The 19,950-nt window shown below is 65.2% G+C and carries 18 protein-coding genes; 11 read left to right on the top strand and 7 right to left on the bottom strand.

What is annotated here, in order from left to right; genetic code table 11:
- Positions 1–19 precede the first annotated feature (19 nt).
- Positions 20–1,582, bottom strand: a complete 1,563-nt coding sequence (locus EP7_RS20800; RefSeq protein WP_463524064.1) for a glycosyltransferase family 39 protein — start codon at positions 1,580–1,582, stop codon at positions 20–22.
- A 73-nt stretch (positions 1,583–1,655) separates the two neighbouring features.
- Positions 1,656–2,696, bottom strand: coding sequence for a glycosyltransferase family 2 protein (locus EP7_RS20795; protein ID WP_463524063.1), 1,041 nt, complete (start codon positions 2,694–2,696; stop codon positions 1,656–1,658).
- A gap of 213 nt (positions 2,697–2,909) precedes the next feature.
- On the opposite strand from EP7_RS20795, the gene EP7_RS20790 reads away from it, so the two are divergent.
- Both EP7_RS20790 and EP7_RS20785 read left to right on the top strand, forming a co-directional pair.
- Positions 2,910–4,004, top strand: coding sequence for an exopolysaccharide biosynthesis polyprenyl glycosylphosphotransferase (locus EP7_RS20790; RefSeq protein WP_463524062.1), 1,095 nt, complete (start codon positions 2,910–2,912; stop codon positions 4,002–4,004).
- Entirely contained in the window at positions 4,001–5,032 is a 1,032-nt protein-coding gene (locus EP7_RS20785; RefSeq protein WP_463524061.1) for a glycosyltransferase family 2 protein, read from the top strand. The genes EP7_RS20790 and EP7_RS20785 overlap by 4 nt, the downstream gene beginning before the upstream one ends.
- Before the next feature lie 84 nt (positions 5,033–5,116).
- On the opposite strand, the gene EP7_RS20780 is transcribed toward EP7_RS20785, so the two are convergent.
- Both EP7_RS20780 and EP7_RS20775 read right to left on the bottom strand, forming a co-directional pair.
- A complete protein-coding gene (locus EP7_RS20780) occupies positions 5,117–6,097 on the bottom strand; it encodes a transketolase family protein (RefSeq protein WP_463524060.1) in 981 nt (326 codons plus the stop codon).
- Positions 6,098–6,207: 110 nt separating this feature from the next.
- Positions 6,208–7,035, bottom strand: coding sequence for a transketolase (locus EP7_RS20775; protein WP_463524059.1), 828 nt, complete (start codon positions 7,033–7,035; stop codon positions 6,208–6,210).
- Between the two features lie 231 nt (positions 7,036–7,266).
- On the opposite strand from EP7_RS20775, the gene EP7_RS20770 reads away from it, so the two are divergent.
- The 7 genes from EP7_RS20770 to bioD all read left to right on the top strand — a co-directional run bounded on the left by EP7_RS20770 (position 7,267) and on the right by bioD (position 14,448).
- Complete coding sequence (locus EP7_RS20770) at positions 7,267–8,100, top strand: SirB1 family protein (RefSeq protein WP_463524058.1); 834 nt, start codon at positions 7,267–7,269, stop codon at positions 8,098–8,100.
- 252 nt (positions 8,101–8,352) lie between these two features.
- Positions 8,353–10,200 (top strand): redoxin domain-containing protein, encoded by a 1,848-nt coding sequence (locus EP7_RS20765; protein ID WP_463524057.1) that lies wholly within the window; start codon positions 8,353–8,355, stop codon positions 10,198–10,200.
- A gap of 99 nt (positions 10,201–10,299) precedes the next feature.
- A complete protein-coding gene (locus EP7_RS20760) occupies positions 10,300–10,998 on the top strand; it encodes a class I SAM-dependent methyltransferase (protein ID WP_463524056.1) in 699 nt (232 codons plus the stop codon).
- A gap of 112 nt (positions 10,999–11,110) precedes the next feature.
- Positions 11,111–11,452, top strand: coding sequence for a preQ(1) synthase (gene queF, locus EP7_RS20755; protein ID WP_463524055.1), 342 nt, complete (start codon positions 11,111–11,113; stop codon positions 11,450–11,452).
- Positions 11,453–11,552: 100 nt separating this feature from the next.
- Complete coding sequence (locus tag EP7_RS20750; protein ID WP_463524054.1) at positions 11,553–12,341, top strand: SAM hydrolase/SAM-dependent halogenase family protein; 789 nt, start codon at positions 11,553–11,555, stop codon at positions 12,339–12,341.
- A complete protein-coding gene (bioA, locus tag EP7_RS20745) occupies positions 12,338–13,717 on the top strand; it encodes an adenosylmethionine--8-amino-7-oxononanoate transaminase (RefSeq protein WP_463524053.1) in 1,380 nt (459 codons plus the stop codon). The genes EP7_RS20750 and bioA overlap by 4 nt, the downstream gene beginning before the upstream one ends.
- Positions 13,714–14,448: a dethiobiotin synthase gene (gene bioD, locus EP7_RS20740; RefSeq protein ID WP_463524052.1), complete on the top strand. Its 735-nt coding sequence runs from the start codon at positions 13,714–13,716 to the stop codon at positions 14,446–14,448. Before bioA ends, bioD begins: the two co-directional genes overlap by 4 nt.
- 12 nt (positions 14,449–14,460) lie before the next feature.
- Here the strand turns inward: bioD and EP7_RS20735 are convergent, their stop codons facing one another.
- Together EP7_RS20735 and EP7_RS20730 are read right to left on the bottom strand one after the other, a co-directional pair.
- Entirely contained in the window at positions 14,461–15,900 is a 1,440-nt protein-coding gene (locus EP7_RS20735) for a DUF1501 domain-containing protein (RefSeq protein WP_463524051.1), read from the bottom strand.
- Between the two features lie 37 nt (positions 15,901–15,937).
- On the bottom strand, positions 15,938–17,566 hold the full coding sequence (locus EP7_RS20730; protein ID WP_463524050.1) for a DUF1553 domain-containing protein: 1,629 nt from the start codon (positions 17,564–17,566) through the stop codon (positions 15,938–15,940).
- Positions 17,567–17,769: 203 nt separating this feature from the next.
- On the opposite strand from EP7_RS20730, the gene EP7_RS20725 reads away from it, so the two are divergent.
- Complete coding sequence (locus EP7_RS20725) at positions 17,770–18,273, top strand: ribosome-recycling factor (protein WP_463524049.1); 504 nt, start codon at positions 17,770–17,772, stop codon at positions 18,271–18,273.
- Positions 18,274–18,345: 72 nt separating this feature from the next.
- Here the strand turns inward: EP7_RS20725 and EP7_RS20720 are convergent, their stop codons facing one another.
- Positions 18,346–18,708, bottom strand: coding sequence for a hypothetical protein (locus tag EP7_RS20720; protein WP_463524048.1), 363 nt, complete (start codon positions 18,706–18,708; stop codon positions 18,346–18,348).
- A gap of 343 nt (positions 18,709–19,051) precedes the next feature.
- On the opposite strand from EP7_RS20720, the gene EP7_RS20715 reads away from it, so the two are divergent.
- On the top strand, positions 19,052–19,948 hold the full coding sequence (locus EP7_RS20715) for an alpha/beta hydrolase (RefSeq protein ID WP_463524047.1): 897 nt from the start codon (positions 19,052–19,054) through the stop codon (positions 19,946–19,948).
- The last annotated feature ends 2 nt before the right edge of the window (positions 19,949–19,950 follow it).

Below are 19,950 nucleotides of genomic sequence, written 5' to 3'. Positions count from 1 at the left end.
GCCTGGAACAGAACCGTGATCAACGACGCTCGGGGGCGGCACCAACCGCGGCGGCTTGCGCGGGAGGGGTCTCTCGGTCGAAGATGTAGACCTGGGCCACGCCGCGGACGGGCTCGGGGGGGAAGGAAGCGACCGGGGTCCGGCCGGCGACCATCTCGCGGAGCCAGTCGCAGTAGATCCAGGGCCCCTTCAGGTGGGCGTCACGCACCACAATCCAGCGGGCCGAGCCCGAAGGGCGGGCGTCGTGCAGGTCGGCGAACGTATATCCGGGCCGTCCCGAGTAGAACTGCGACCAGCCGGTGACGTCGACGATCTTGGCGCCCTCGGGGACGTGGGCAGAGACCCAGCCGCCGGCATCCTTGTAGCTGCCGAAGCGATCATTGACCGGCGCGAGCAGGCCATCGGTCTGCATGGTGACGATCGCAGCAAACGCCATGGCCCAGATGATCGGGCCGGGGCGGAACGTCGTCTCGGGCTGGCCGAACCAGCGACCCGGAATGACGATCGCGCGGATGAGGGTCGAAAGGCCGAGCGCCGCCGCTCCAAACATCGGCAGGACCGCGAGCATCGCGTGCCTCGGCGTGCAGTAGCCTCCGGTCGCGTGCAGTCGCATCAGGCCGAGGAATGCGGCACCTTCGACAACCATGACGAAGAGCCAGAGCCTCGAGCGCTCGCGGGGTGGCCAGGCGATCCAGAGACCGAAGGCGACGAGCGGGAGCAGAGGGAGCGAGACCGCATCGCGGATCGCTCGGGCGACCGAGCGAAAGGCCAGGGCGTAGGTCTTGGCCACGCTCTGGTCCGGCTCGAGCGGACGTTCACGCTCCACGGCCAGAGTTCCCGATTTGGCCGTCAGGCCGAGCAGTCGCCCGACCGCCGGCTTGGTCGCCAGGCCGCCGCGTGCAAGCACGAACGGGCCGGCAACCAGGGCTGGGCCCAGAATCAGGAACGCGATCGCCGCCCACCAGCGAGGCCAGTACATTCGGGTCGATTGGGTCAGCGGCATCAGCAGCAGGGTGCACGCCAGCGCCGCCGGTAGAAGTAGCCCCTCTGGCCGGCAGAGGTACGCAAGCCCGCCGAACGCGACGCTCAGGGGGAGCCAGCCGAACTTCCCCTGACGGAGGAAGCGCAGGCCCGCCCAGAAGCCCCAACTCCAGAAGAGGAGGAATGTCGACTCACTCAGGGCGTCGGCGAAGACGTGGCCGGTGATCGGCACGAGGAACGCCAGGATACAGGCGAGCCAGGCCGTCTCGTCGCCGAAGAGTTCGGCCGAGACCAGGTAGAGCGGGATCACCAGCAGCACGCCGGCGAGGATCGAGGCCAGTTGGGCCGCAAACTGCCAGTCGTCGGGGCTCGTACCGCCGACGACTTGGTGAACCGCCGCGATCGCCATGGGGTAGATCGGGTGGTCGACCGATCTGACGAGACCCTCCCGCCAGGTCCCTTGGTCGATGAGCTTCGCCTGGGCGACGTAGCGCAGGCCGTCGGCGAAGAGGATCTCGGTGTGCCTGGCCAGCCAGCCGAGCAGGCCCGCGGCGAGGATCATCAGGGCGGCCATGCGTGTGGCGTGTTGGGTCGGTCTCACGAGATCCATCCTTAGATTCGGGGAGACGCGGCCAGCATCCGGCGGCCGATCGACTTTCTTCCCGGAGCGATGCTCAGTTCCGACGGTGTGCGCCCAGGCCCGAGGTGGGCTTCGACGCCCCACCGTCATCCGGCCCGGTCTCCTCCACCGCTTCGGCGAGGCGTCGGACCGTCCCTCCTCCCGGCGTCTCGCCGTTCCGCAATGCCCTGGCGACTTCGCCGATCCGGGCCCACGATCGCGTCTCCTGCGTTTCTTCGCGGGCTCTGAGCCAGAGCAGGGCACAACCCGACTCCAGCGTGACGACCCAGGATAAAATGAGGAACTGCCAACGTGGTAAGTGCTTGCGGAAATAGAGGAGCTTGCTGTGCCTGGTAATCAGGCGCATCTTGGGGGAAAGTGCCCGATTTTGCAAGGGATCTCGATGGACGACCTCGGCCGAGGGGTCATATTCCACGCGCCAGCCGGCGTCTCGTGCCACCCGACAGAGGGCGACCTCTTCGTGATACAGAAAGAAGTCCTCGTCCATCCCGCCAATCTCGTCGAGCATGTCCCGCGAGAGCAGCATGCAGGCCCCTGTAACCCAATCGACAGAACCCCCCTCCGGACGCCAATCGGCCTGGTATTTCCGCCGACTCCGAGGTATGAACTGCTCCCAGACGACCCGGGCCAGGTCGGGGAAGGCCCCGACGGATCCCTGTCGCGATCCATCGGAGTTGACCAGCGCAAAGCCGACCACGCCCGGTGGCCTGGCCCCGGACTTCTCGTCGCCATCGAGCCGGCGGAAGACCCTGGACAGGAAGTCGGGCGCGGTGACAACGTCGGGGTTCAAGACCAGGATTCGCGCCCCATGCGCGGCCCGCACCCCGTCGTTGACCCCCGCCGCAAACCCGCCGTTGTCCTCTCGCTCGACGAGCCTGACGCTGGCATTGGCCGCGTCGAGTTCCGAGGGAGGAGGGCCAGCCGACGCGTTGTCGACGATGACGACTTCGCAGAGGCCCGAGCGAACCTCGGGCGCGTTGGCTAACTCTCCGACGAGTCGCAGGGTGTCGGGCCAACTGTTGTAGTTGACGATCACGACCGAAAGTCGGACCGTCGCCGGGGGACGAGTCGTCACGCTTGATGGCCCTGTCGGGCCGGCCGCGGGGAAGGCGGCACGGCCGAGTTTCTCGGAATAACTGGAATCAAGCGTCGGATCGTCCGATGGAGTGCCTTGAGGGAAATCCGAGTGAGCTTCGCCACGGATGGCCAGACAGCTCGCGGTGTGAGGGAGAGTCGTCGCCGGCCCGCCCCGCCCCCGAATCCCACGCCGATGGATCGGTGGAGACTCATGGACAATCCCCTGGACAGGAATCGCTGGTGGAGATGGCCGAGTCCGGCCGTGGCCACCGGCCGCGTCCTGATCGTCGGCTTCCATCGCGACAGCCGTCGCGTGGCTCGTAGTCTTCGGGACGGCCCCTGGCTGGATCTCCCCGTCATCGGCTTCGTCGACGCCGGCCACCCCCGCCATTCTGGCGGCCCGAGCCGCGGGCGGCAACTCGCCTTGCACTCGCAGTCCGAGCCGGTCCCCGTCCTGGGCCGGCTCGACAGCCTCGCCGAGGTGGTGACTCGCTCGGGCGCCACCCACCTGGTCGTCGCCATGTCCGGGCCGCAAGGCAAGCGGCTCGAGCCCGCCCTGAGCAGCCTGAACCGCGCCGAGGTCAGCGTCCATTGGGTGGGCGAGGACCGAAAAGCCGGGCCGATGGGCCACTCCCCATACCATTCGCCCCACACCCACGCCAGCTGGCGATGGGATCGCCTGGCGAAACGGGTCCTCGACGCGACCGCGTCGCTTCTGGGCCTGCTGCTGTTGAGCCCCCTTCTGTTAACCGTGGCCTTGATCATCTGGGTAACGTCCGGCAGGCCGATCCTCTACACCCAGGAACGGGTCGGGCAGGGGGGACGCGTCTTCAAGCTCTTCAAGTTCCGCAGCATGAGCGTCGACGCCGAGGGTGCGACCGGACCGATCTGGGCGTCGAATTACGACCAGCGGTGCACCAGGGTCGGTTCGTGGCTCAGGCGGTCGAACATCGACGAGCTGCCCCAGCTTATGAATGTCGTGATGGGTGATATGAGTTTGGTTGGCCCGAGACCTGAACGGCCCATCTTCGTCGATCAGTTCCGCACGGCCGTCCCCGATTACGACCTCCGCCACGCCATGCCGGGCGGCATGACCGGCTGGGCCCAGGTGCACGGTTGGAGAGGCCGGACGTCGCTTCGCAAGCGGGTGCAGTATGACCTCGACTACATCCAGCGTTGGAATTTCTGGCTCGACTTGAAGGTCCTTGTCATGACCATCGAGCACGTCTGCTGGAGCAGGACCAGCTGGGGCAAGCCCGAGCCGCTTCGGGGCCTCTCGGCGCGGACGAGGAGGGGGCGTCGTTGATCGAGCGGTCGTCGCCGAGACTTTCCGTCGTCATCCCGACCTACAACGGCCGCGCGCTTCTGGAGCGATGCCTGGCCAGCCTGGACCAGCACTCGCCGCCGGGGGTCGAGATTCTCGTCATCGACGACGCTTCGACGGACGGAACAGCCGAGTGGATTTCCGCGATTCATCCGGCCGTCCGCCTGCTCAGGATGGAGAAGAACGGCGGCTTCTGTACGACGGCGAACGCCGGACTCGCGGCCGCAAAAGGCGAATTCGTCCAGCTCCTGAATAATGATACGGAAGTGACCGAAGGATGGTACGAAGCGGCCCTACGGCCGTTTGAAAACCCGGCCGTCGGCTCGGTTGCCCCGTTGGTGCTCGTCCTGTCCGAGCCGGATCGGGTCGACTCGGCGGGAGACTCATACGCGTTCTTCGGCTGGCCGACCAAGCGAGGGCACGGTGAGTCCGCGGCCGAATGGGCCGTCAGGCCGGCTGATCGCGTCTTCGGAGCAAGCGGGGCAGCGGCCATCTATCGCGCATCGGCGCTGCGCCGATCGGGCCTGCTCGACCCGAGCTTCGGGTCCTATTACGAGGACGTTGACCTCGCCTTCAGGCTGCGATGGGCGGGATACGAATGTGAGTTCGCCCCTTCGTGCCGGATCCTGCACGCCATCTCGGCCACGTTCGACCACGCCCGACCCGGCTTACAGCGGCAGATGGCACGCAATGCCGAGCTGGTGTATTGGGCCAATCTGACGAGGACCTGGCTGGCGATCTCGGTCGTCCCGCATGCCGGATTCGTCATGGCTCAAGGCCTGGCCAGGCTGATGCGCGGTCGATTCGGGCCATTCTGGCGGGGGAAATGCGACGCCCTGAGCCTACTCGGGCGCGACCTTGCAGGACGTCGACGATTGCGAACGGACCTGGCCCGTTCGGCCGTTCATCGGCCCAATTTCCCGTTACGCGTGAATCCGCTCGGCGATGTGCGTAACCACATTGGCCGACCTGCCGAGACCAATCAAGGATTGGCGTCGCGATCGGACTGAGCGATGGACTCGATGCAACGAGCCGCGGCCGTCGTGATATTCACGACGGCCGCGGCTCGTTGCTCGATGAAGAACGATGTCGGTTCAGGCCTTCTTGGCGGCGATGACCGCATGGGCGGCCTCAATGACCTTGGCCGGAGTCATGCCGAACTTCTCGATCAGCTGGTCGGGCGTGCCGCTCTCGCCGAACTGGTCGCCCAGATTGACGTAGCGGATCGGCGACGGGTGCAATTCGGCGAGCGTCATCGCCACAGCACTGCCCAGGCCGCCGTGGGCGAGGTGCTCTTCGGCCACGACGAACGCGCCGGTCGCCTTGGCGGAGGCGAGCAGGGCGTCGCGGTCGATCGGCTTGACGGTGTGCATGTCGAGGACGCGGGCCTCGATGCCCTGACCGGCAAGTGAGTCGGCGGCGTCCAGGCAGGCGGCGACCATCAGGCCGTTTGCCACCAAGGTGACGTCCTTACCTTCACGCAGGACGATAGCCTTGCCGAGCGTAAAGTCGCACTTGCCTTCGGCATAGATCTTCGGCACGTCGGGGCGGCCGACGCGGAGATAGACCGGGCCTTTGTGCTCGAGCATCGCCTTAGTAGCCGCCTTGGCCGACTCCTCGTCGGAAGGGACCACGACCACGAAGCCGGGCAGCGAGCACATCAGGGAGACGTCCTCGATGCCCATCTGGCTGGCGCCGTCTTCGCCGATCGAGATCCCGGCGTGGCTGCCGACGACCTTGACGTTCAGTCGGGGGTAAGCGACCGACATCCGCAACTGGTCGTAGGCGTTGCAGGTGATGAACGCGGCGAAGCTGGAGACCAGGCCGATCTTGCCCGTGGCCGCGATGCCGGCGGCGACTCCCACCTGGTTGCTCTCGGCGATGCCGACGTTGAAGAACCGGTCGGGGTATTTCTTGCCGAACCACTCGGTCCGGGTCGAGTTGCTCACGTCGGCGTCGACCACCACGAGGTCGGTATGTACCCCGCCGAGTGCTTCAAGCGCTCGCCCGAAGGCGTCGCGCGTGGCCTTGCCAATTTCCCGCTTGGATTGGATCGCCGAGCCGGCTCCGGCCATCGTCTTACCACCTTTGTCAGTCGAGCGTGTGTGCCGTTGCCCAATGTCCGCGCGCGTCGATCCACGGCCTCCCCGTCAAGGTTTCGGCCGCGGACCCAACTTGTCTTGTGTCAGCCGATCTCGGCCAGGGCGGCGTCCAGGTTCTTCGCGGGCAAGGGCTTGCCGTGGAAGTTCAGGTCGCCCAGGCTTTCGAGCAGCTTGAGGATCCCCTGACCCTTGTGAGTCAGAGAGAGGATGCAAGTCGGCTGGCCCTTGACCTCGCGGGCCCGCTGCAGGGCGGTCACGACTTCGCCCATGTCGTTGCCGTTGATCGCCTGCGTGTGCCAGCCGAAGGCGGCGAACTTGCCGTCGATCGGGTCCATGTCAAGGACGGTTTCGGCGGCGCCTGTTTGCTGATAATGGTTGCGGTCGACGATGACGGTGAGGTTATCCAGGCGATACTTGGAGGCCGAAGCGGCGGCCTCCCAGATCTGCCCCTCGCCGAGCTCGCCGTCGCCGGTCAGGACGTAGGTGTGATAGTCCTTTTTGTCGACCCGCGCGGCCAATGAGTAACCCACGCCCATCGACAGGCCCTGGCCGAGCGAGCCCGTTGAGGCTTCGATTCCCGGCAGACGCAGCATGTTGGGGTGCCCTTCGAGCGGGCTGCCCAGCTTGCGCAAGGTCATCAGCTCTTCCCTGGGGAAGTAGCCGGCCTCGGCCATGGCGGCGTAGAGGACCGGGGCGGCGTGCCCCTTGGACAGGATGAAGCGATCCCGGTCGGGCCAGGTCGGGTTCTTCACGTCGAAGTTCAGGAACCCGCCGAAGTAGATCGCCGTGACGACTTCTGTCGCGGAGAGCGAACTGCTCGGGTGCCCCGAGCCGGCCTCGGTCGTCATCCGGACGATGTCTTGACGGATGGTCTTGGCCCGCGAGATCAGGGCATCGAGCGACTCGGACACGTCGGAGTTCTCCGCTAGGACGTTCGGGCGGGCCAATCGGGCCAACTACCCCGCGCGATTCAGGCTACGTTCCAGCCCTTCGCCTTGCAAGGGGGGGCCGACCCCGGCCATCCCCGCATGTCCGGCGATTGCTCCGATGGCGTCGAACGATTATCCTTGAGATCCAGACGAGAACGTCCGTACCCTTCCCCTCGGGAGGCCCGGGATCGTCGACACGGAGGGAGCCGTCGCGTGCCAACCAAGTTCGAGCACAGCCCCGAGTTCCGCAAGCTGCTCGCGGGCGACCCCGCCGCCGATCTCACCCTCATCGCGCTGGAGATCGGGCGCGACGCCGACCCGACGATTACCCTCGGGGACTATGTCTCCAAGATCGACGACCTCTCCGAGCGAGTCCGCGCCCGTTGCCCCGCCGGTTGCCGGACCGCGCACGTCCTGGGCCAGATCAACTGGGTGCTCTTCATTGAGGAAGGGTACACCGGCAACGAGGACGAATACGACGACCCGCGCAACAGCTATCTCCATGAGGTCATGGAACGGAAGACAGGGATTCCCATCAGCCTCTGCCTCCTTTATCGCGCCGTGGCCGAACGACTCGGCCTGGAGATGGACGGCGTGAACCTGCCCGCCCACTTCATGCTCAGGATCGACGGAGATTTCCCCATCTACGTCGACGCATTCCACTCGGGGGCCCTCCTGGACCCCCCGGGCTGTGCCCGCCAGATCTCCCGGGTTGTCGGCAAGCCGGTCGAGCTGAGTGCATTCCAATTGGCCCCCGCTCGTCCGCAATCGATCGTGGCCAGGATGCTCCGCAACCTGAAAATGCAGCTACTCCGCCGCGACGACTACGCCGCCGCACGCCGCGTCATCGAGCGGCTTGTGGCGATCGATCGTTGCAACCCCATCGAGCAGCGAGACCTCGGGCTCGTCTGCGTCAGGACTGACCGGCCGGGCGAGGCGATCAGGGCGTTCAATGCCTACCTGCAAGCCGTCCCCGACGCCGACGATGCCGAGGAGATCCGGTCGTTGATCGGGTTGTCGATGCGTGAGATCGCCCGGAGGAATTGACGGTAAGAATTCGCCTGGGCTAAAGACGCTCGTTCGGATACCTTGCCCGCAAACCCACCTCGGACTTGCTCAAGTCGCCCGTTTCAAACCGCCGATCATCAGACGAGACATCAACCGGGATTCAAACCACCCTGGTCACCTCCGGCGCGGAGGAAGGACGGGGCCTGGCGTCCGCGCGGGTTCAATCTCGCGAGACCCTGGCCCTCAGCCGTACGACGCCGGTTGGGCTTGCTCAGGAGGAGATGTCCCCCAATGTCCTCACGTCGCGCGATGCTTCACCTGAGCCAGTTGTTCTCGATTGCTTTGGCCTGCTGCGCCGGCTGCTCGTCCACGCGTGGCTTGCGCCCCGAAGTGGTCACGACCGCACCCGATGGCATCTCGACCGTCGCCTCCATCGGCGATAGCCCGCTTCCCGCCGTGTCAGGCGAGCCCGGCCTGAGCGTCACCGCCGATCGATCCCCGCTGGAAGCCAATACTCCACGAGGTGACAGGATCTCGGGCCGAGTCGTCGACGAGCAGGGATCCCCGCTCGAAGGCGTCCGGGTTCGCGTGGCGGACGGCTCCGTGCAGGGCGGCCGCGTCAAGGAAACGAAGACCGATCGAGCGGGCGGTTTCACGATCCGTGGCCTCGAAACCGGCGAGACCTATACGCTCCTCGCAGACACCGAAGACGGCGAGCGCCGATTCGGTGGGAGGATCGAGGCCAACGCCCCCGAATCGGGTGTACGGATTTCTCTCCGGGAAGTCCGCTCTGTTCATTCCGGCAAGTCGATTAAGCGGGCAAGCGAAGCGAGTGAGCCCGATCCAGAGGTGTCGGTCGAGGAGTCCGATATAATCGACGACTCCGTCATGGCCAATGACGAGGATTTGCCCCCCGCGCGTCGGACGCGAGTCGCCCGTCGCGAGTCGGATGAAGACGTCCCGCCCCAGGCCGATGCGGAGACTGTCAACGCCTGGCGCAAGGGTGCTGCGGAGGTCCTGGACCGCAAAGACGCCGAGGATCAAGGGCAGTCGAGACGCGTCTCTTCTCCCGATCCCGATCCAATCCTTCCCGACGACGAGCCGGAGGAGGTCGCTCCCCCCGCGCGATCCGAAGCGACGACGCCAAAGAGGCCAGACGCCGAAGAGACGGCCCTGATCGAGCGAGCCTTTCGCACCTCAAGCAAGGCCCCGCCTCCCCAGGTCGTCCCCGTCGCCGAGGTGAAGGTCGCGGAGCTTCCGGTCCCCGAGCCCACAGCGCCGCCCTCGGTTGCCGATGCTACTCCGGACGAGGACGTTAGTCCCGACAAATCGCTCGCGGTCGCGAAACCCGAGCCGACCGCCGATCCGGTTGTGCTGGCGAATTTTCCGGCTAGTGAATCAGACGTCGAGACTGAGCGTCAGCGTCCATCCTGGGGCGAACTTCCGAAGCCTGTCGCGAAGCCCTCGACTAAACTCGCGTCTGGGACGAAACCCCCGATCAAGATTGCCGAAGGTCCGGCCCCAACAGAAATTACCGGTTTACCCACCCCTGTCGCGACCGTCGGGCCGAAGCCGGTTTCAACGCGACGCCGCTTCGGCTTCGCTCGAGCGGGAGCCAAGGGGAAACCCTCGCCACAGGCCGGCACCACGACCGCCGCCATCGACCCGAATAACCAGCGCATCGTCAATTTCAGCCTGCCCAATCTCGAAGGCCAGACCGTTCAGTTCAAAGACTTCGACTCCGACCTGATTCTGATCGACTTCTGGGGCACCTGGTGCGCGCCATGTCTCGAATCGATTCCCAGGCTGGCGGCCCTACAGAAGCGATACGGTCCCAAGACGTTGCAGGTTGTGGGCATCGCTTGCGAGAAGGGGCCGATTGATTCCCGGGCTAAGAATGTCGCCGCAGTCGCAAAGAAGCTGGGCGTCAACTATTCGGTCCTCCTCGATGATGCTGAGGTTCCGTCCAAGATCCAAGATTTGCTCCACATTCAGGTCTATCCTACCATGGTCCTGGTGAACCGAAGTGGTGTCATCCTCTGGAGAGATTCCGGCGCGACACCGATGAATCTCGCTCGCCTGGAGCATGCCATCGAACTCGCTGGCACGCGAAGCTCGGTGGCTTCAACCCTCCCCTGATCCGAGGCTGGACCGACAGGGTCAGATAAACCTCTGGACCCGCACGGACTGACCGGGGCATAATCCGGCTCCTCGGGCCCGGCGCGGCGGATTGTCTGCATGCGTCCTCCCTCGGATGCGGCCCGGTCAATTGAATTCAGCCTCAATGAGCCCAGGATGATCCGCCAGAGCATCAAGGATGTCTGCTTCTTCTTTTCCCGTTACGCCTGCCTTCCCGCCACCTGGTATGCTTCGGCCCGCTATCGCCTTGGCGGATCCAAGCACCCCGAGGGACATTATGTGCACCTCGGCTGCGGGCATAAATATCTCGACGGCCTGATCAACGCAGACGGTAATGTCCTGCGCAAGATCGACCTCTGGATCGACTTGCGTAACACGTTGCCGTTCCCCGACGCGAGCTGCACGCTGGTCTACTCGTCGCACACGATCGAGCATCTCTTCCCTTACGAGGCGGTGGCGCTCCTCAAGGAGATCCGCCGGATCCTCAAGGACGATGGAGTTGCCCGGATTGCCGTTCCCAGCTTCCAACACGCTCTGGCCGTCGCCCGGGGCGAGGTGATCGAAGACTGGCCCAGGGCCTTCCGGGAACCTGCCTCGCAGGCGGTCAACTACCTCTTCTGCGAGGGGCAGCACAAATACGCCTACACGGCGGAGATCCTCGAAGCGTTCGCTCGCGAGGCCGGCTTCACACGCGTGACCGACTACTCGGCCGACCACGGAGTGGAGCCCAAGACGTACGGGGCAGTGACGGTGGGAGACGAGCCCCCGGGATCTCTGGTCGTCGAGCTACGGCGATAGGGATTCGTCGAAGTCGGGGAGACGCCGTCGGCGGCTCCTCGATAAAATGACCCGGTCCCGTTTCGTGACGTGGCCTCTGGGGCCGCGCCGCACCCGGACCGGAGTCGACTCGATGTCCCTCGAAGTGTTCCCGAATCAGTTCCCCGATCGCGAGTACGAGATCGAGATTACCTGCCCTGAGTTCACCGCGGTCTGCCCCAAGACAGGCCAGCCCGACTTCGGCACGATTCTCATTACCTACGTCCCGGCCGCCACTTGCATCGAGCTGAAGAGCCTCAAACTTTACTTGAATGCATTCCGCGACCGGGGGATCTTCTACGAGCATTCGATCAATTCGATCCTCGACGATCTTGTCGCCGCCTGTCAGCCTCGAAGCATGACGGTCGTTGGCCAGTTCACGCCGAGGGGGGGAATATCCTCAAAGATCACTGCCCGGCACCAGGCCAAGGCCTGATCCAGGGCTAGGGTGGGGACCAGACCTCGACCAGGTCGGTACGCCCAGGACGGGGGGAGGCGGCCCTCGCTGAATCCTCGACTTTCGAAGCGAGCCGCCGATGAAGCCGGGCATCTTGACGCTGACGACCGACTTCGGGAGCGATGGCCCCTACGTCGCTCAGATGAAGGGGGTCGTACTCGGGCTTGCCCCCAGTACCCAGTTCGTCGACGTCAGCCATGGTATTTCGCCCCAGAATATCGCGGAGGGGGCCTTTGTCCTCTCCGGATTGATCGACGTCTTTCCCGCGGGAACTGTCCACCTCGCGGTCGTCGACCCTGGCGTGGGGACCGATCGCCTCCCGATCGCCGCCCGGATCGACGGCCACTGGTTCGTCGCGCCCGATAACGGCCTGCTGGGGGGATTGCTGACCGGACGGAGCGTGGAACTCATCGTCGAACTGGTCAACCCGGCGTTGCGTCGGCCCGTAGTTTCCGCCACGTTCCACGGCCGAGATATTTTCGCCCCGGCCGCCGCCCATCTCCTGATCGGCGGCGACGCCCGCGAACTTGGCCCGGCTCTCACGCAACTCATGTCGCTGCCGGGCCTCGAACCGTGCGAAGCACCCGGCGGAATCCTCGGCCAGGTCCTCTACCGCGATCGTTTCGGCAACCTCATCACGAATGTCGATGCCCGAATGCTGGCCGGACGGGCGTGGCGAATCGAGATCGCCGGAACGACCATTGACTCGTTTGCACCTACCTACGGCGAATCCCTCCCGGGCACCCTGATCGCCTTGTTCGGCAGCACCGACCGTGTCGAGGTGGCCGTCGTCAATGGCGACGCCGCAGCCTTGCTCGGCGCAGGGCCAGGGACTCCCGTCCGCTTCCGCCTCGAGACCCATCGATGAACCTTCGCACGCCAGACGACGCCACGCTCCGGGCCTGGGATCTCGCCCACCTCTGGCACCCGTTCACCCCTCAGGCTGCCTGGGCCGAGTCGACTCCGCTCATTATCGAGCGGGGCGAGGGGGTCTATCTCGAAGATTCCGAGGGTCGCCGTTACCTTGACGGCGTCAGCTCTCTCTGGTGCAACGTCCACGGCCATCGTCATTCGAAACTCGATGCCGCCCTGCGTGATCAGATTGACCAGATCGCCCACACCACGATGCTGGGCCTGACCCATCCGACGGCGATCCGCCTGGCGCGTGAGCTGGTCGAACGTGCTCCCGCGGGCCTGAATCGCGTCTTCTACTCCGACGACGGCGCCACGGCGGTCGAAGTTGCCCTGAAGATGGCTTATCAATATTGGCGCCAGAAGCCCGATCCGGAGCCCGCGCGGACCCTGTTCCTCTCGCTTACCGACGCCTACCACGGCGATACCCTGGGCGACGTGAGCGTCGGCGGCGTCGATCGGTTCCACGCGATGTTCGGCGATATCCTTTTTCCAAGCCTGCGTGCGCCCTCGCCGAACTGTTATCGCTGCCCGCTCGGCCAGGCCCGCGAGACCTGTGGCCTTGCCTGCCTGTCGGAGATGGACAAGGTTTTGCGCGAGCATCGCGGTCAGGTCGCGGCCGTCGTCATCGAGCCCACCGTGCAGTGCGCCGCCGGGATGATCGTCCAGCCCGACGGCTATCTGAAAGGGGTCGAACGACTCTGCCGCGAGCACGACACTCTGCTCATCGCCGACGAGGTTGCCGTCGGCTTCGGCCGGACCGGGACTCTCTTCGCCTGCGAACAGGAATCGGTGCGGCCCGACTTCCTCTGCCTGGCCAAGGGGATCACCGGCGGCTATCTGCCGCTCGCGGCGACCCTGACGACCGATCGGATCTCTTCTGCGTTCTACGGCACCCCGGCGGATGGGAAGACGTTCTATCACGGGCACACTTACGGCGGAAATCCGCTCGGGGCGGCCGTGGCGCTGGCCAACCTGTCCGTCTTTGATGAAGAGCGGACGCTTGAAACCCTCGTTCCCAAGATGGACCACCTCGCCGCTCGCCTGGTCGACCTCGCGCAGCTTGTGCACGTCGGTGACGTCCGCCGTAAAGGCTTCATTGCCGGCATTGAACTCGTCAAGGACCGGGCCACCCGAGAACGATACGCCTTCTCCGATCAGGTCGGGGCTCGCGTCTGCCGCCTCGCCCGCGAGTCGGGCGTCCTGATTCGTCCGCTCGGCGACGTCCTCGTCGTGATGCTCCCCCTCGCCGCCGAGATTGAGCACATCGATCTGCTTATTGATGCGTTGATCGATTGCGTCAGGCGGATTACCGAGGAAAATTCCCGATGAGCCTTCCAGGCTTGCTCGTCACAGGGACCGATACCGACGTGGGCAAAACCTTCGTCGCCTCGGCCATCCTCCGATCGCTCGGGTTGAGCGGGATCGCTGCCGGTGCGCTCAAGCCGTTGGCCACTGGGGCGGTCATCGATCGGAAGGATGGAATTCCGGAGGATGCACGGTTCTTGATGGATGCGCTGGGACCGCGTCCCGGAGTCGAGCTTTCGCACGTCGTCCCGATCCTGCTCGACGAGCCGCTGGCCCCGCCCGTCGCGGCTCGCAGGGCCGGCTGGCGGCTCACGCGCCAGCTCATCTTCGACCGGACCGATGCGGCGGTCGCTGCCTGGACGACGCGTTCCGAGGTCTTGATTGTCGAGGGGATCGGCGGCCTGCTCTGTCCGATCGCCGAGGATGCGACGCTGGCCGACCTCGCGTCGCACCTGGACTACCCGCTCATCATCGTCGGCCGGCTCGGCCTGGGGACGCTCAATCACACGATCCTGACGGTCGAGGCCGCGCGTCTCCGCGGCCTCCGAATCGCCGGGGTCGTCCTGACCCAGCCAACGTCGGGCGATCTCGGCGTCGCCGGCGAGACCAACCCGCTGGAACTCGTCCGTTGGCTGCGCGATGTCCCGTTACTCGGGGTCGTCCCGCATCAGGCCAATGCGCAATCGGTTCCGGCGAGCCTTGCCGCGATCGAATGGATCGACCTCGCCCGGCCCTCTCGCCGGGCCGGGGCCTGATCGAGCTGCAATTTACGCGAGAATCCCCCGGATCGGCTTGCCTTTGCCGTCCTCGGTCGCGTAGACAGGCCGCTCGTCGATCTCGTAAGCGTGGTCGGGGCGAATACCCATCATGGTGAAGAAGGTGGCGTGCAGCTCGGAAATCGTCACCGGGTCTTTCACGCTGGTGAACGGCCGCTCGTCGGCGGTCTCGCCGTGGACGTGGCCCTGCTTGGCGCCACCGCCGAAGACGACAACCGAGCCGGCTCCGGTGAAATGACGGTGCATCCCGTAGTGCTTCGGCTCGGTGACGAGGTCGGGGACCACCACCTGATCGTCGACCGGCTCGCCGGGTTTTCCCTCCATTAGCATGTCGCGGCTGAACTCCGAGGCGACGACGACGAGTGTCCGCTTGAGGAGACCTCGTTCGTCGAGGTCGCGGATGAGCTGAGCGATCGGCATGTCGATCGACCTCATCATCTCGACGAGTCGGGCATGGCCGTCCTCGTGGGTGTCCCAGCCAAAGAAGGGAATATATTCGGTGGTGACTTCGATGAATCGAGAGCCCGCCTCGACCAGTCTGCGGGCGAGCAGGCAGCCCAGGCCGAATCGGCCGGTATTGTACTTGTCGTAGACTTCTTTCGGCTCCAGCGAGAGGTCGAAGGCGCTCGCCGCGGGCGATTCCATCAGCTCGAAGGCGGAGTCGATTCGCTTGATATATTCGTCGCCCAGTTTGCTCGATGAGCCGGCGACTTTGAGGGCCTGAAGCTTGTGGAACCGTTCCATCCGGTCGCGGAACCGCTTGCGAGACATGCCCGTGGGGGGCCGGACGACGGTCGTGGCCTCGGCGGGCTGCGGCACGAAGAAGGGGCCGTAGTCGTCGCCCAGGAACCCGGCGGTGTGAAACGCCTTGACCTCAAAATCCTCGCCGCCCACATCAAACCGCTGGCCGATGTCTACGTAGGCGGGGGCTCCCTTGGACCTCGACCCGAGCGTCCTGGCCATGAACCCGCCGATTGACGGCACGTTGACCGACTGCGGCGGGACGTAGCCCGTGTGCCAGTGGAACTGGTGACGGGAGTGGAGGATCTTCCCCAGATCGGGCGCCTGGAAGGTCTTGATCAGGGTTCCCTTGTGCATCACCTTGGCGCACTCGGGGAGCCCCTCGGAGATGCGCAGGCCGTCGACGGAGGTCGGGATCGAATCAAACGTCGAGATGACCGCCTTCGACTCCATCCCCTTCACATAAGGGGTGTACGTCTTCGGGTCCCAGGTCTCGGTGTGCGCCTGGCCGCCGGCCATCCAGAGGAGGATCATCGAGTCGGCTGTCGCCGCGGGCGCGTCCTTATCCTTCGCCGGCCCATCCTCGGCCCAGGCACGGCCGCCGAAGGTGGCGACGGTCGCCGCGCCCAGCCCGATGGATTTGAGGAATTCGCGTCGGCCGTCCCGCGGGTTCGAGTTCGGATCGAGCATGAGTTTGCTCCAAGGTTCGAGTCGATTGCGATGCCGATTAACGAATGACCTGGAATTCAGGGCTGTTGATGACGATCCAGAGCAAGTCTTCCAGCCCTTCGCGCCGGGCTTCCACCGGGTCTCCGGGGTGCCCCAGCATCGGCCCGACGAAGGCGAGCTCCTCGGGGCTCGCGGGGCGGGAATAAGCACGGAGGAAGAGCAAGTTCGCGGCCTTGACTGCGTCTGCGTCCTTGGCCCAATCCGAGGCCAGGAGTGTCTCGGCGCCTTTCGAGACCAGGTCGCCCAGGGTCTTGCCGTTGGTCGCTTCCAGGGCCTGCAACACGGTGGCCGATTCGACGCGTTTGGTCGTCACCTGCTCACGCGTGGGCCGCCCCAGAGCAACGGCCAGCGGGCTCGGCCTCCGATGACGCCAGGCCCTGACTTCGGGACCGTCAAGCGGGATGTTCATCAACTCGGCGGGGCGGGCCCAGTAGCCAGTCAGCCGTGAGAAGGCATCAATGAACTGCTCGGCAGAAAGGCGACGCGGGACCGGGCCTAGCTCGTTGGGCTCTCCCACGGCCTCTCCCTCGGCAACCGACTGGGCATACGCCTTGGAGGTGACAATCAGCTTGATGGTGTGCTTGAGGTCGTAGTCATGCCCCATGAAGTCATACGCCAGCCAGTCGAGTAGCTCGGCGCAGGTCGGCTCGGTCATCTCGTCGATCGGCTCGGCCAGGGCCCGGCCCATCAGGCGATCCCAGAGGCGATTGACCAGAACCCTGGCGAAGCGAGGATTCTTGGGCCGGGTGACCATCCCGGCGACGGCGGCCCGTCGGGTAGATAAGTCGGCATCGGCAGCCACGTCTCCGAGGCCGTCGTAGAGGAATTTCGCCGGGGCGAAGACGCCCGTCGGCTTCTCGCAGCGGGCAGTCTCGAGGGTCCCCTCGGAAAAGAAGGCCGCGAGTCCGTAAGCGTCCTTCAGCTTCCAGGGGGTCGTGAATCCGTCGTGGCACGAGGCGCAGCGGATGGACGTGGCGAGGAAGACCTGCGCGACATTCTGGGCCGCCTGGACGGGTGGCCGCTGGCTCAGGTTGACCCGTCCTCTCCAGTTCACGCCCATCAGGTAGCCGTCGGGACCGCCTGGCCCGGGGCTCAGAAGCTCCTCGACCATCTGGTCATAGGGCTTGTTCTCGACCAGAGACCGGTAAAGCCATGGGGTGATGGGCTTGCGCAGGCCGTCGATGCTCGTCTGCTCGTCATTGCGCAGCAGGTCATTCCAGAACGTCATCCAGTGTTCGGCATAGCCCCGGGTGTCGCCCAGAAGAGCGTCGGCCGTCTTTGCCGGATCCGGACGGGCCTTGTAGACCTCGACATCGCCCGGCGTTGGGAGAAGCCCGATCAGATCGAGGTGGATCTTGCGTGCGAACAGCGACGCATCGACCGGAGCCCTGAGCTCGGTCTTCTGGGCCTTACGCCAGCCTGCCAGGATCGAGTCGATCGGGTTCTCACCCGCCGGTGTCGGAGGATCAGGGACGGGCGGGAGCGACCGAAATTCCAGCGTCCGCTGCTCGCGGGTCGTCGGGATCCGGGCCAGTTCGCCGCCGCTGGAGGCGGATGAGCCGGACAGGGCCATGACGAAGAACGCCATCGCGGCGGACGCCGACTGGCAAACACGTTTAGGACGCATCGCGGGCACCTCGTCGAGTCGGGGCGAGCCAGGCGGAGATCGATCGGCGCTGGTGGGGCGGGCGGGATTGCGTCGTCGCACTTCGAACGCAACACTCTCATCTTGGCAAGATCGACGTCAGGCCGCGAGTGCTTTTTGGCCTCTCAGGTCAAGCCAACGGATTCATCCGGGGAAAATGCATCGTGAGCGACTGGTCCGGGCGCATGAAATCGACGATCAAGCTATTCGCCGAGCAGATTGCGGGCATCCGGCCCGGAAAGGTCGGGGTCGGCTTCCTGGAGACCTTTCGCGTCTCGATCCGAGGGAATCTCGTCCCGATCGGCAAGCTTGGTGCGATGCGTGTCCAGGGGGATCAGGTGCACATCAGCCCGTTCGATCCCGCGACGGTCCCTGCCATCGTCAGGACGCTCGTCGAGGCGAAGATGAACGCCTACGCCCTCAACCCGAGCACCGTCTGCGTCGGCGTGCCGCCGGCCAGCGTGGAACAGCAGGATGAGGTGGCCAGGCACGTCAAGTCGCTCGGGGAGCAGGCCAAGATCGCCATCCGGGGGATCCGCCAGGACTCTCGCAAGCAGATCGTCTCGCGCGGACGCGGATCGCTGAACGCCGTCCAGGCCGATACGGACGCGGCCATCGCCGAGGTCGATGCCTTGGTCGCGGCGAAAGTCGCCGGCCTGGTTGGGTCATCCGGTCGACGACGATCGTGAAACGGCAGCGGGCCGCGCCTTAATGGCGCGGCCCGTTTCGCCTGGACAGAAGGCTGTCCGATTGATCTGGGATCAATCCTTCGGCTGGGCCTTCTTGCGCGGGGCCGCGGTGATCGTCGAGGCGACGCCACCCTTATGCTCGACCTTGACCTGAATCCCCTTGGCACCCTTCTCCTTGGCCTTCTCGACGGCCTTGGCCACCTTCTTCAGCTCGGCCTTGCTCGAGCCCTTGGGCGTGACGTATTCGGTGTCGGGGGTCACGGTGACGATGACTTCCTTGTCGGTCCCCTTCTCGACGACGGTCACTTTCTTGGCGTCGAGGTCGACCTCGGTCAGGACGCCGAAGAGCTCGTCGGCGAAGGCCGCTCCGGCGATGAGTCCGACGGCGACGAAGGCGGGGAGGATGGCGGACAGGAATTTGCGGCGGGTGCTCACGGCAACTCTCCACGTAACTGAGGCCTGGAACTTCTCGCCCGGCGAAGGGCCGCCTCTTCGTGAGGCGCGATGGCCGGCTTAGGCCCGAAGTCGTCGACGAACTTATCCGGCACATCATGCCCGGACAAGCCGGATCGAGGGCTTCGCGATGATCGGAGCGTCATCTACACCTTAAAGTCTCGTTCTCGCCGAAAGTTCTGCGAAAACTTGGATTTCCGCGAAAAGTCCCGTGACTTCGCGAGTCCCACGCAAGCAAGATCTTTCCGGGCATGCGTCCGTCTCGGTTGTCCGGAGTCCGGTGCGGATCGCATCGGCTCCCGGAATTGCCTCGGAGCGACACACGATGCGACGACTGGTTCTCGCGATGATTCCTTCCCTGCTTCTCTCGGGGCCGTTGAGAGCCGCGGAGAAGCCGATCCCCCTCTGGCCTGGTAAGGCTCCCGGCCAGACGGGAGACGCGGCTCCAGAAACCTCTAGGACAATTAATGCGGGAGCGCCGACTCTGCTCCTCTCCAACATCACTGAGCCGACTTTAACCATCCACCGGCCCGAGCCATCGAAGTCCAACGGCACGGCGGTTCTCATCTTCCCCGGTGGCGGTTACAGGGTGCTGGCGATCGACCTCGAAGGGACCGAGGTCGCCGCCTGGCTCAATTCGCTCGGCATAACCGCGATCGTGGTCAAATATCGAGTTCCCCCACCTGAGGGGATCGTGCGGCATACGCCGGCGCTCCAGGATGCCCAGCGTGCCCTGGGAATCGTCCGCGCGAAGGCCACCGAGCTCGGGATCAAGCCCGACCGCATCGGCGTGATCGGGTTCTCGGCGGGCGGCCATCTTGCCGCGGCCATTAGCACAAACTACGGCGTGCGGGGCTACCCCGAGGTGGATGTCACGGACAAGGTGAGCTGCCGACCTGACTTCACTCTCCTCATCTATCCCGCCTATCTGGTCACCAAAGACTTCGCCCTCTCGCCCGAGCTGAAAGTGACCAGCCAGACCCCTCACACCTTCATCGTCATGACCGAAGACGATGTCGTGGGCGTGGAGAGCGCCCTGATCTACTACAGGTCGCTCAGAGACGCCAAGGTCGAAGCAGAGATGCACCTTTATGCAAAGGGCGGCCATGGATATGGCCTGCGACCGTCGTCGTTCAACGTCGCAAAATGGCCCCAGTTCGCCGAGCAATGGCTCCGAACGCTCGGCGTGCTCGATCCCCCCGCCAATGCCTCCAAGCCCTGATC

The organism is Isosphaeraceae bacterium EP7 (genome assembly GCA_038400315.1).
Lineage (GTDB): Bacteria > Planctomycetota > Planctomycetia > Isosphaerales > Isosphaeraceae > EP7.
The sequence above is the reverse complement of the archived record's forward strand: the minus strand, read 5'-3'. Positions and strand labels throughout refer to the sequence as shown.